This is a genomic window from uncultured Sphingomonas sp. (assembly GCF_913777625.1).
Taxonomy (GTDB): Bacteria; Pseudomonadota; Alphaproteobacteria; order Sphingomonadales; family Sphingomonadaceae; genus Sphingomonas.
In genome coordinates this window covers 13,124-25,013 of sequence record NZ_CAJYTI010000005.1, presented here as the reverse complement: position 1 = coordinate 25,013, position 11,890 = coordinate 13,124, and the positions used below count along the sequence as shown (strand labels likewise).

At 67.1% G+C, this 11,890-nt stretch carries 13 protein-coding genes; 5 read left to right on the top strand and 8 right to left on the bottom strand.

Features of this window, described 5'->3' with window-relative positions:
- Positions 1–32: 32 nt before the first annotated feature.
- The 5 genes from QZ814_RS02420 to QZ814_RS02400 form a co-directional block, all read right to left on the bottom strand.
- Positions 33–665 (bottom strand): hypothetical protein, encoded by a 633-nt coding sequence (locus QZ814_RS02420; protein WP_294329488.1) that lies wholly within the window; start codon positions 663–665, stop codon positions 33–35.
- A gap of 55 nt (positions 666–720) precedes the next feature.
- Positions 721–1,125, bottom strand: a complete 405-nt coding sequence (locus QZ814_RS02415) for a biopolymer transporter ExbD (RefSeq protein ID WP_294329487.1) — start codon at positions 1,123–1,125, stop codon at positions 721–723.
- Positions 1,126–1,184: 59 nt separating this feature from the next.
- The gene (locus QZ814_RS02410) at positions 1,185–1,778 is read right to left on the bottom strand and encodes a YdeI/OmpD-associated family protein (protein WP_294329486.1); all 594 of its coding nucleotides are present in this window, start codon (positions 1,776–1,778) and stop codon (positions 1,185–1,187) included.
- 41 nt (positions 1,779–1,819) lie between these two features.
- Entirely contained in the window at positions 1,820–2,161 is a 342-nt protein-coding gene (locus QZ814_RS02405) for a DNA primase (RefSeq protein WP_294329485.1), read from the bottom strand.
- Between the two features lie 79 nt (positions 2,162–2,240).
- Positions 2,241–3,476, bottom strand: a complete 1,236-nt coding sequence (locus QZ814_RS02400) for a multidrug effflux MFS transporter (RefSeq protein WP_294329484.1) — start codon at positions 3,474–3,476, stop codon at positions 2,241–2,243.
- Between the two features lie 104 nt (positions 3,477–3,580).
- On the opposite strand from QZ814_RS02400, the gene QZ814_RS02395 reads away from it, so the two are divergent.
- The 3 genes from QZ814_RS02395 to QZ814_RS02385 all read left to right on the top strand — a co-directional run bounded on the left by QZ814_RS02395 (position 3,581) and on the right by QZ814_RS02385 (position 6,548).
- Positions 3,581–4,066: a hypothetical protein gene (locus QZ814_RS02395; protein WP_294329483.1), complete on the top strand. Its 486-nt coding sequence runs from the start codon at positions 3,581–3,583 to the stop codon at positions 4,064–4,066.
- Between the two features lie 100 nt (positions 4,067–4,166).
- Positions 4,167–5,117 (top strand): 2-oxoglutarate and iron-dependent oxygenase domain-containing protein, encoded by a 951-nt coding sequence (locus QZ814_RS02390; RefSeq protein WP_294329482.1) that lies wholly within the window; start codon positions 4,167–4,169, stop codon positions 5,115–5,117.
- A 138-nt stretch (positions 5,118–5,255) separates the two neighbouring features.
- A complete protein-coding gene (locus QZ814_RS02385; protein WP_294329481.1) occupies positions 5,256–6,548 on the top strand; it encodes a homoserine dehydrogenase in 1,293 nt (430 codons plus the stop codon).
- A gap of 19 nt (positions 6,549–6,567) precedes the next feature.
- On the opposite strand, the gene QZ814_RS02380 is transcribed toward QZ814_RS02385, so the two are convergent.
- Positions 6,568–6,891 carry a hypothetical protein gene (locus tag QZ814_RS02380; RefSeq protein WP_294329480.1) on the bottom strand — a complete coding sequence of 108 codons (324 nt, stop codon included), beginning with the start codon at positions 6,889–6,891 and terminating at the stop codon, positions 6,568–6,570.
- Positions 6,892–6,973: 82 nt separating this feature from the next.
- Positions 6,974–7,327, bottom strand: a complete 354-nt coding sequence (locus QZ814_RS02375) for a hypothetical protein (RefSeq protein ID WP_294329479.1) — start codon at positions 7,325–7,327, stop codon at positions 6,974–6,976.
- A 158-nt stretch (positions 7,328–7,485) separates the two neighbouring features.
- Between QZ814_RS02375 and glpX the strand changes: the two genes are divergently transcribed.
- Both glpX and QZ814_RS02365 read left to right on the top strand, forming a co-directional pair.
- The gene (glpX, locus tag QZ814_RS02370; RefSeq protein WP_294329478.1) at positions 7,486–8,454 is read left to right on the top strand and encodes a class II fructose-bisphosphatase; all 969 of its coding nucleotides are present in this window, start codon (positions 7,486–7,488) and stop codon (positions 8,452–8,454) included.
- A gap of 82 nt (positions 8,455–8,536) precedes the next feature.
- Positions 8,537–10,387 carry a CocE/NonD family hydrolase gene (locus QZ814_RS02365; RefSeq protein WP_294329477.1) on the top strand — a complete coding sequence of 617 codons (1,851 nt, stop codon included), beginning with the start codon at positions 8,537–8,539 and terminating at the stop codon, positions 10,385–10,387.
- A 101-nt stretch (positions 10,388–10,488) separates the two neighbouring features.
- On the opposite strand, the gene QZ814_RS02360 is transcribed toward QZ814_RS02365, so the two are convergent.
- Positions 10,489–11,823, bottom strand: coding sequence for a methyl-accepting chemotaxis protein (locus QZ814_RS02360; RefSeq protein WP_294329476.1), 1,335 nt, complete (start codon positions 11,821–11,823; stop codon positions 10,489–10,491).
- Between the last annotated feature and the right edge of the window lie 67 nt (positions 11,824–11,890).

Below are 11,890 nucleotides of genomic sequence, written 5' to 3'. Positions count from 1 at the left end.
GCGGCGATGCTAACGGCGATTCCGAGCCGCGGCTATTGCGCCGGCTTGCCCGGATCGTCCTGGAACTTGATCGCGCGAATATGCCAGCTGCGCTGCTCCGGCGTCGCGCCGTCGATGTCGCCGGCGCGGTGCAGGGTCGCTTCGCCCAGCTGGTGGAAGGGCTTGCCGGTCGCCTTGAGCCGACCATAGACCTGTACCGGCACGGTAACATAGCGCTGGCCCGCCCCCGCCTCGATCTGGCCCGGCGCGCCGATATTGGCATGATATTCGGAATAGGGTGCGAAGCGTGCGGCGAACGCCTTGGCATCACCGCCCGAGGCCTTGCCGCCATCGCTCCACAGCGCCCAGGCCTGACCGTAGCGGCCGCTTTCGATCAGCGCATAATAGGTCTGCACGACATTGGCGGCGCCCTGTGCGCTGTCCGGCGTGAACTTGGCCTCGCTTACCGGGGTACGATCATCGGGCAGGCCGCCGGGCTGACCCGGGGCGGGGGGATTGAGCGGTTCGACCTGTTCGTTGCCCGGCGCCAGTTCGGTCGCGGCCGGGGCGGTCTGCGAGATCTGGTTTGCGGCGTTGTCGGTGCTCGCATTGTCCATCTTGGGCGGCAAGCCCGAGGAGCATGCGGCGAGCGCGCAGCTAGTCAGCAGGGCAGGGATCAGGCGCATCCGGTTCTCTTCCACATCAAGAATGTGCGAACGAGCCACCGAATGCGCCGGTTCCTCAATCCTTGAGCGGCTGGTTGCCGACGAAGCCGAGCTTGACGATGTTGGCCCGCTTGATCGCGGCGAGGACGCTGTCGAAGCGGTCGTAGCGCGTCTCGGGATCGGTCTGCAGCTCCAGCACCGCGGCATCGGTGCGCAGGCCTGCAAGCTTGGCCGGCAGCGCAGCTTCGGCGAGGCGGGCGCCGTCCCAGAACAGCCCGCCGTCCTTGTCGATGGCGAGACGGTGGCTGGCGGTGTCGGTGAACCCGGGATCCCCCTGCGGCAGGTCGACCGGCACCTTGTGGGTCATGACGGGGATGCTGAGGATCATCACGATCAGCAGCACGAGCATCACGTCGATGAACGGCGTCACATTGATCGCGCCGATCGGCATGGGGTCGGACGCGGGTACGAACTTGCGCATGGCCTCTCCTCCATCACTGGTACGATACAACGTACCATACAGGCGGTTCGGTACAAGCGTTACTCGTACTTCCAGTTGCGGCGCTTGCCTTCGCGAAGCCAGGTGATCGCTTCCTCGGTACGGCGGGCGCGGGTCTCCGGGCGCTTGGCCTCGCCGATCCATTCCGAATATTCGCGCCGACTGCTCGGCGGGAAGGCGTCGAAGGTGGCGCGGGCGGCATCGTCGGTCGCGAGCGCTGCCGCGAGTTCGGGGGGCACCGGCAGCTCACGGCGTGGCGTGCGCGGCGGGCGCCTGGGGCCACCGCCGGCGGCCAGGCGATCAGCCGCGGCGCGCGCCATGGCCTCGAAGGTGGCGGCGTCCGGCAGGTCGGAGAAGCTGGTGACGCGACGGAACTGCTCGACCGCGTCGACTTCGCTGTCCTTGTTCCAGGATGCGGCGGCATGTTCCCAGAAGCCGAAGCTGCAATGTGCCTTGAACGCGATCATCATCGCGAACGGGCGGCCGCCGAGCAGGAAGGCGGGCCGCGCCCATTTGATCGACTCTTCCACCTCCGGCACCGCGGCGTGGACTCGCGCGCGCATCCACAGGAGCAGCGGCCGCGCAAAGTCGGCGGCGGCCTCGATATGGGCGTCGACTCGGGGGTCGGTGGGCATGGCGCGCGGAGCCTCGGTCCCGCGCGCCATGCCGTCAAGCGTCAGGGCCGCAGGGCGACGTCGTCCGGATCGTCGAGTTCCTCGTCCAGATCGTCCTCGTCGACATCCTCGTCGTCGAAATCGTCCTGGATATCGTCCTCGTCGAGGTCGTCCTCATCCTCGTCGGCGTCGTCATCTTCCTCGCCGATTTCGTCATCGGTCATGGTGAGGTCGTCGAGATCGTCGTCATCGTCCTCGCCGCCGCCCAGATCGGGGTTGAGATCGGTCAGCAACGACCCGTTGTCGGGGCCATCGCTGGTCGCCTCGAGAATTTCGGCGCGCTGGCTCTCGTCATAGCCTTCCGCGTCATAGCCGTCATCGGCGGGACCCTGAATGCCGCTCATCGCCCATTTCCTTCCCAAGCCCGGCGGGAATCGCCGGGATTTGCATGCGCAACGGCGCAGCCCCCGGCCGCGTTCCGACTCAGCTGGGGCGGAACATCCGTCCGCGCTCGGTCACCGCTACTACCACGAGCGATAGGCCGCCCATGAGGAGAAATCCGCTGTACAAGGGTATGGTCGTGCCGTCGAAGGCCTGGCCGATCGCCGCGCCGATCAGCGCACCGGCGATGGTGGTGACGAAGCCCTGCAGGCTGGAGGCGGTGCCGGCGATCGCGCCCATCTTCTCCATCGCCATCGCCGAGAAGTTGGATGTGGCGAGGCCGAAGCATGCCATCATCAGCGCCTGCAGCACCGCGAAGCTCCACAGCGTTTCCAGCCCGAACACGGTGACGGTGAGGTGGATGGCGGCGAGCAGCGTCAGCAGGGTGAGAGCGGTGTGCGAGATCACCCGCGTGCCGAGCCGCATGACGATGCGCGAGTTGAGGAACGATCCCACCGCCATGGTGCTGGCGACGCAGGCGAATACCGTGGTCAGCAACTCCGGCCGGTGGAACACGTCGGCCATCACCTGCTGGACCGATCCGATGAATCCGAACAACGCGCCGGAAAGCAGCGCCGCCGCGATCGTATAGCCGACCGCCGCCCGGTCGCGGAGCATCACGCCATAGTCGGCGAGCACCCGAGCCGGCTGCATCGACTGGCGGGCACCGGTGGCCAGCGTCTCGGGCATGCGCAGCCCGAACCAGAGGAGGACGAGCGCGCCGATCCCGCCGATCCCCCAGAAGATCGTCCGCCACGATCCCCCGGCGGCGAGAATGATCTGCCCCACCGTCGGCGCAAAGATCGGGGCGGCCATGAACACGATGAACACGAGGCTCATCACTCGCGCCATCGCCCGGCCGGCATAGCAGTCGCGCACCAGCGCCACGGTGACCACGCGCGACCCTGCCGCCGCCGTACCCATCGCGACGCGGGCGACGAGCAGCAGCACGAAACTGCCCGAGATCGCCGCGATCCAGCTCGTCACCACGTAGCAACCGAGCGCGATCAGCAGCACCGGCCGCCGCCCGTAGCGATCGGACAGGGGGCCGTAGAGCAGCTGCGCGGTGCCGAAGCCGATCAGGAAGGCGGTGATCACGAACTGGCGATGATTCGCCGAATCGACACCCAGGCTGGTGCCGATCGCGGGCAGGGCGGGGAGCATCGAATCGATGCCGAGCGCGGTCAGCGCCATCAGCGCGGCGGCAAGCGCGACGAACTCGGCGAAGCGCAACGGGGCCTGGCCGGCCGAGGCGGTGCTCAGGTGCGGGGCGTTCATGGCAGGGGCCATGGCCCAAGCCTTCCCCCGCGTCACCCTTTTTCCGGTTGACGTGGAAGCCCGCGCAACAACATTGCGGGGTGCAACCGCCGCAGGAGACCGCCATGAATCGCCTTTTCGTCCCCCTGTTGCTGCCGATCGCGCTGGCGGCGTGCCATGGCAGCGCGAACATCAATTTCGACGGCAACGATACGGACGGCAACAGCGTGATCTCCACCGATGCCAATGGCCGCATCCAGATCAAGGCGCCGGGCGTCCAGGGCTCGATCACGCTGCCCAAGGTGCCGCTGGACGCGAAGAATTTCGACATCGACGGGGTGACGCTCTATCCCGGATCGACGCTGAAGAACCTCAAGGTCAACGACAACCAGGGCGACAAGGATGGCCAGGTGATCGTCGAGTTCGAGAGCCCTGCCGCACCCACGGTGGTGCGCGACTGGTTCCGCGACAACATGACCAAGCAGGGCTTCAAGGTGACGACCAAGGACGATAATCTGATCGGCACCACCGATGACGGCCAGCCCTTCGCGCTGCAGCTGAGCGCGCAGGGCGATGCCAAGACCAAGGGGCTGATGCAGGTCGGCCGCTGAGCCCGGTGCGGGACAGCTGCCCGGCCATTGGGAATGTCCCCAGGCTTGCGGGCCCCGCGGCGGCACGACTAACCACGCGTTTTTGCGTTCGGAGACTGTGATGTTGGATACCCTCACCGAAATTCCGGTGCTTTCGCTCAATGAGCAGGCCGGCGACCCGGAGGGCTTCGCCCAGGCATTCGGCCAGTCGTTCCAGCGCTTCGGCTTTGCCGTGGTGCGCGATCACGGCGTGCCGCAGGCGCTGATCGAGCGCGCCTGGCGCCTCACCAAGGCGTTCTTCGACCTGCCCGAGGCGGAAAAGCGCGCCCACTTCATCCCCGGCGGCGGTGGCGCGCGCGGCTATACCCCGTTCAAGACCGAGATCGCCAAGGGCGCGACCCATGTCGACCTCAAGGAATTCTGGCATATCGGCCGCGAGCTGGCCGCCGGCCACCGCTTCGCCGACGTGATGGCGCCGAACGTCTGGCCGGCCGAGCCCGCAGGGTTCCGCGAGACCTTCATCGAGCTGTTCGCTGCCTTCGATACCGCGGGCGACAAGCTGCTCTCGGCCGTGGCGCGCTATCTGGGCCTCGCACCCGACTGGTTCGACACCGCGGTGAAGGACGGCAATTCGGTGCTCCGCCTGCTCCACTATCCGCCGGTCGATGCCGATGCGCCCGAGGTGCGGGCCGGCGCGCATGAGGACATCAACCTGATCACGCTGCTGCTCGGCGCCGAGGAAGCGGGGCTCGAGCTGCTCGATCGCGACGGCAAGTGGCTGGCGGTGAAGCCGCCCGAAGGCGCGATGGTGATCAATGTCGGCGACATGCTGCAGCGGCTGACCAACCATGTCCTGCCGTCGACCACGCACCGCGTCGTCAATCCGCCGGCAGAACGGCGCGGCCATTCGCGCTACTCGATGCCGTTCTTCCTGCATCCGGCGCCCGATTTCCTGATCAAGACGCTGCCGGGCTGCGTGAGCGCCGAGAATCCGAACCGCTATCCGGAGCCGATCACCGCGCATGATTATCTGCACGAGCGGCTGGTCGAGATCGGGCTGATCAAGAAATAAACAGCGCGTCGTGGCCTGCTGACGCGACAAAATCTGTCTTTCCTTATGGGAAGGGAAGGCGCTAGGGACGGACAGGCGGCGGCAGGGCGACAAGCGTCCCGCCGCCGCCTTGTCATATGGATTCAAGAGGAACGAGGAATGGCGGAAGCGTTGCGCGTGGCACTGGCGGGGCTGGGAACCGTGGGCGGCGGCGTAATTCGCCTGCTCGACGCCAATGCCGAGCTGATCAGCCGCCGCGCCGGACGCCCCATCGAGGTGGTCGCCGTTTCCGCCCGCGATCGCACCAAGGATCGCGGCATCGACCTGTCGCGCTTCGACTGGGTCGACGATCCCGTCGAGCTTGCCCGTCATGCGGACGCGGACGTGGTGGTGGAGTTGGTCGGCGGATCCGACGGCCCGGCGCTGGCGCTTGCCCGCGCGGCGCTGGGCGCGAACAAGAGCTTCGTCACCGCTAACAAGGCAATGATCGCGCATCACGGTCTCGAACTGGCCCAAGCGGCTGAAGACGCGGCCGTTGCGCTCAAGTTCGAGGCGGCGGTGGCCGGCGGCGTGCCGGTGATCAAGGGCCTGCGCGAAGGCGCGGCGGCCAACGAGATCGCCCGCGTCTACGGCATCCTCAACGGCACCTGCAATTTCATCCTGTCGAAGATGGAGGCCGAGGGCCGCGACTTCGCCGAGATCCTCGCCGAGGCGCAGGCGCTCGGCTATGCCGAGGCGGACCCGACCTTCGACATCGACGGCATCGATGCCGCGCACAAGCTGTCGATCCTCGCCAGCCTCGCCTTCGGCACCCAGCCCGCGTTCGGCGACCTGAAGGCGAGCGGCATCCGCCACATCCTCGCCGCCGACATCGCCGAGGCGGCGACGCTCGGCTACCGCGTCCGGCTGCTCGGCATCGCCGACGCGGGCGCGCACGGGCTGTTCCAGCGCGTCCATGCCCATCTCGTGCCGCTCGGCCATCCGCTCGCGCATGTCACGGGGTCGACCAATGCGGTGGTGGCCGAGGGCAATTTCGTCGGCCGCCTGCTGTTCCAGGGCGCGGGTGCGGGCGACGGCCCGACCGCGAGCGCCGTGGTCGCCGACCTGATCGATATCGCCCGCGGCGAATTCGGCCCGCCCTATGCGATGCCGGCGACTGCTTTGGTTGCCCAGCCCGCGGCGGACAGCGGCGAACGCCGCGGGCGCTCCTATGTGCGCTTCACCGTGGCGGATCGCGTCGGCGTGCTGGCGGAGATCGCGGCGGCGATGCGCGACGCGGGGGTTTCGATCGAGAGCCTGATCCAGCGCGGCGTGAGCCCGGATGGCAGCGCGCTCGTCGCCATCGTCACGCATGAGGCGCCGGAGCGCAGCATTGCCCAGGCCTTGGAAAAACTGCGGGGCTCGCAGAGCCTGACGAGCGAGCCGATGTGGATGCACATTCTCGACGCCTGAGCGTCGGCTGCGCTGGTAGTTAGAAGCTCAGGCGCAGCACGCGGTGGCCGGTATCGGGGCACACCGGCATGCCGGTGCGGTTGCAGGCCGGTCCCTCGACCGCATGGATCATCTCCATCTTCCGGTCGACCAGCGGCTCGCGGGTCGCCGCGATCCGGGCGCGGCCATCGCGCGTGCCGCAATCGCGCTCTACTTCGCAGCTGGAGATCAGGGGCGAAAGCACCGGCTGCGGCCGCGCCGAACGGCGCAGCGTGGCGCGAACGATCGGTGCCCGGGCAGAGTCTGCCGCGCTGACCGCCGCCGCCATGCTTGCACTCTGCAGTGCCAGTGCGATCAACAACATATGCCCTCCTGTTGCATCCCGTCGCGCCAACGCGCGGGTGCTCCGGTGGTTGCGAACCTTTGCAGCGAACGGCGGCCGGCGATCACGGCGCCAGCTCCCGCTGCTGCATCTTCACCTTGCCGTCCAACCCGACCGTGGCGGTGACCCCGACCTTGCCGCACTTCACCGTGAACGCACCCTCGCCGCATTTGGTGATACCTTGCTGCACGGGGTCGCCGATCAGCCGGTTCAGCCGCGCCGCATCCGAATCCCGCGACAGGTTCGGCGTGACGAACGGCACCCGATAGCGGTCCGCCTCGCGCCGCGAACAGACGATGATCTCGCCCTGGTCGCTGGGGGCCCGGCAGGGAACTTCCGCCCGCGTTTGCGTGCGATAGTCCGCCAGCACCGTGGCTACGGAAGCATCTTGAACGAAGAGCAACATCGGCAGCAACATCGTGTCAGTCCCCCGCGAGTCCGCGCAACAATAGCGCAGTTTGCACTTGGAATCACTAAACCACTTTGGTTAACGGCGCTGACAACGTTAGCACGGTCGACAGCGCCCCGGTGGCCTCCTATCGCGGCGCACGTATCGAACAGGGGATCACCGTACAGATGCCGAACGCAAGCCATGTTCTCGACCGTGTCCTCGTGCTCGAAATGGTGCGTGTCACCGAAGCGGCAGCCATCGCCGCCTCCAGCCTGGTCGGACGGGGGGACGAGAAGGCCGCCGACCATGCCGCGGTCGAAGCGATGCGCGAGGCGCTGAACCAGCTGTACATGGACGGCACCGTGGTGATCGGCGAGGGCGAGCGCGACGAGGCGCCGATGCTCTATATCGGCGAGAAGGTCGGCTCGGCGATCGGCAAGGGCCCCAAGATCGACATCGCGCTCGATCCGCTGGAAGGCACGACGATCACCGCCAAGGCCGGCCCCAACGCGCTGGCGGTGCTGGCCGTGGCCGAGGAAGGCAATCTGCTCAACGCGCCCGACGTCTACATGGACAAGATCGCGGTCGGCCCCGGCTATCCGCAGGGCGTGATCGATCTCAACAAGTCCCCGACCGAGAATGTCGAGGCGATCGCTGCCGCCAAGGGGGTGAAGCCGAGCGACATCATCGCCTGCGTGCTCGATCGCCCGCGCCACGAGAAGCTGATCGCCGAACTGCGCGGCATCGGCTGCGGCATCATGCTGATTCCGGACGGCGACGTGGCGGGCGTGATCGCGACCAGCGATCCCGACACCACCATCGACGTCTATATGGGCCAGGGTGGCGCACCCGAGGGCGTGCTCGCCTGTGCGGCGCTGCGCTGCGTCGGCGGGCAGTTCCAGGGCCGTCTGGTGTTCCGTAATGACGACGAGCGCGCGCGCGCGGCCAAGTGGGGGATCGAGGATCTCGACAAGATCTACGCGCTCGACGAACTGGCCAAGGGCGACTGCATTTTCGCGGCGACCGGCGTGACCGACGGTTCGCTGCTCGCCGGCGTGAAGCGGGTGAAGGGCAAGATGACCACCGAGAGCGTGGTGATGCGCGCCAGCTCGGGCACGGTGCGCTGGGTGAAGGGCGAACACCGCGTCGACTGACAGGCCGCAACGACGCCGCCGGCTTGATCCCGGCGGCGTCTTGCCGCACCAAGTCACCCTGACCTCAGGGGGACGAACGAACATGCGGCACTGGCTGGTTTCCGTAGCGCTCGCGGCGATTGCCGCACCTCTCGCGGCTGCGGCGCCGCCCCAGGCCGCGCCCGCCGCGACCGACGCGCCCTTCACCTTCGAAGAGGCGATGATCCCGATGCGCGACGGGGTGAAGCTCCACACCGTCATCCTGCGGCCCAGGGGCGCCACCGGCCCGCTGCCGATCCTGTTCCAGCGCAGCCCCTATGGGTCGCCCGATGCCGCGCCGGGGCGCGTGCCGAACAGCTGGGCGCCGCTGGTGCGCGACGGCTATATTTTCGTGTTCCAGGACATGCGCGGCCGCTTCAAGTCCGAGGGGGGCACCTTCACCCTCTCCACTGAGGTGAAGACCGGCAAGGGCGCGGTCGACGAGGCGACCGACGCCTATGACTCGATCGACTGGCTGGTGAAGAACGTGAAGCCCAACAACGGCAAGGTGGGCATGTGGGGGGTGTCGTACCCCGGCTTCACCGCCGCGATCGCGCTCGCCAAGCCCCACCCGGCGCTCAAGGCCACCAGCCCGCAGGCGGCGTGGATCGATTACTGGAAGAACGACGATCTCCACCGCTGGGGCGCGATGCGGCTCACCTATGCCAGCGACTGGGTGAACGGTCTCCAGGCGGACAAGACCAACAACGACGGCATCAGCCTCTACGATCGCTACGACACCTACGACTGGTTCCTCCACGCCGGCTCGCCCGACGACATCGAGAAGAAATATTTTAACGGCCGGGTGCCGCGCTTCCGCGAGATGATCGAGCATCCCGACTATGACGATCACTGGAAGAAGCAGGTCTGGTCGAACGCGCTCGGCAAGACCACCGTGCCGACGCTCAACGTCGCCGGCTATTGGGACCAGGAAGATCCCTGGGGCAGCTGGAAGATCTGGGAAAAGCAGCGCGCCAACGATCCGAACAAGCTGGCGCTGATGGTGGCCGGCCCCTGGGCGCACGGCGTGTGGCAGTCGCCCGCGAACAGCCTCGGGCGCATTCCCTTCGGCGTCGACAGCGGCACCCAGTTCGTCGAGCAGATCGAGGCGCCCTTCTTCGCCTATTGGCTCCACGGCACCGGCACCAAGCCGGACTTCGCGCTGAAGAGCTTCCAGTCGGGTTCCTGGCAGTGGAAGACCTATCAGAGCTACCCGCTCGCCAATGCGCAGGCGACGAACCTGTATCTGCACGGCGACGGCTCGCTGAGCTTCACCGCGCCGGCGGCGGGCGAGGGCTGCCGGGACTATGTGAGCGATCCGGCGCGGCCCGTGCCGTTCCGCCCGCGGCCGATGTCCGCCACCTATGCCACGCCCGACTGGCGCTGGTGGGAAGCCGAGGACCAGCGCTTCGTCGACGATCGGCCCGACGTGCTCAGCTATGTCACCGCGCCGCTGGAGAACGACCTGACCGTCACCGGCGAGGTCACCGCCAAGCTGATGGCCGCCACTAGCGGCACCGACAGCGACTTTGTCGTCAAACTGATCGACGTGTTCCCCGAAAACTACGAGAAGGCGCCGACCGCGCTGGGAGCCTATGCCAAGGGCCTCAACGGCTATGAACTGCCGATCGCCATGGAGATCCGTCGCGGCCGCTATCTCAAGAGCTTCGAGCAGGCGACGCCGCTGGTCCCCGACCAGGTGACCGCCTGGGATTTTCCTCTGCGCGACCACGACCATGTGTTCAAGAAAGGCCACCGGATCATGGTGCAGGTCCAGTCGAGCTGGTTCCCGGTGATCGACCGCAACCCGCAGACCTTCGTGCCGAACATCTACAAGGCCAAGCCGGAGGACTATCGCAAGGCGACGCAGCGGGTGTGTAGCGGCTCCGCGGTGACGCTGCCGGTGGTGCGCTAGCGCCGCCGCAGGAACGGCGGTCTCACCGGTGCGCGGAGCGCCGGTGAGACCGGTCGGGGCAGACGGGCGCCGATCCGGCCTCGCGCACCAAGCGCCGGCGATCAGGCGGCAACGGACAAGCGTGCGCTGCGGCCGCCCCGCGCGTTGCGGTTCGCCGACCAGCGATTCGATCGGTCGGACTGCGAGACCGTGAACTTGGCAGCATTTTCGGCCAGCAGTTCGACCTCGGAGCTGAGGTTGCGGGCGGCCGCCGACGTCTGTTCCACCATCGCCGCGTTTTGCTGGGTGCTGTTGTCCATCGACACGACCGCGACGCTGATCTCGGTGATGGCGGCGGATTGCGCCTGATTGTCCTTTGCCATGCGCTCGACCAGATCATGCACAGTGTGAACATTGCCCGCGATGTTGGCAAGCGAATCGTCGACGCGGCGGACTACCTCCACTGCGGAGAGGATGCCCGACTGAGTCACGGTCAGCTGTTCCTTGGCGCGCCTGGCCTCCTCCTCGGCACGCATCGCGAGCGCCGAGACGAGATCCGCCACTACCGCGAAGCCACGGCCCGCCTCGCCGGCACGGCCGGCTTCGACCGCCGCGTTCATTGCAAGGACGCGCGTCTGGAAGGCGATCTTGTCCAGCCCCTCGATCACGCTGTCGATACCCTTGGCGCTTTCGCTGACGCGAGTCATCGCGGTCACCGCCTCCTCGGCCAGGGTGCGCCCCGTTGTAACGGTGGCGATCGCGTCGTCGGTGCTCTGGACGGTCTGCACGGAAGCCGAGGCGCTTACCCGCAGACGCTGCTCCATCTCGCTGGTCGCGGCCGAGGTTTCCTCAAGGCTGGCCGCGTTGCCTTCGGTGCGGCGTGCCAGATCCTCCGATGCGGCGGCGATCTCGCGTGCGCCGGTGCGGATCGATTCGGTGCTCGTTGCAACGGCGCCGATCAGTTCGCCCAAAGCATGAAGGGTCTTGTTGTAGCTGCTGCGCAGGGCTTCATATTCTTCCGGGAAGCGAGCGTCGATCGGACGAGTCAGATCACCGCACGAAAGTGCGCCGAGGTGCTCGCCCACGATCCGCACGATTTCGGACTGCTGGGCGGCCATGCGCTGCTGGACCAGCGCGGCGTCGCGGAACGTGAACATCGCCTTGGTCAGGCGTCCTACGCAATCCTTGTAGTCGGTGAAGCGGATCTCGCTATCGAGGTCCCCCGCGGCCAGCGCCTCCATACGGACGACGGTGATGACATACGGATCGCAGATCGCCCGGCGAAACCGAAGGCCGAGCAGCATCGCCGCCCCCGCGCCGACAAATGCTGCGCATATTCCCAAAAGCGCAGGGAGAAGTGCAGCGACCAATGCGGTTACGAGCGCGATGCTGGCCATGCTGCTGAAGGCGATCAGCGTCTTTTGGCGGATGGGAGCGACGGATTCGAACCAGAGCATTGTGAGCTTCCCGGATTTGGCGTTTCGCGCGAGTGGCGCTTATTTTTTATACCCGTAGGCTCTCCTG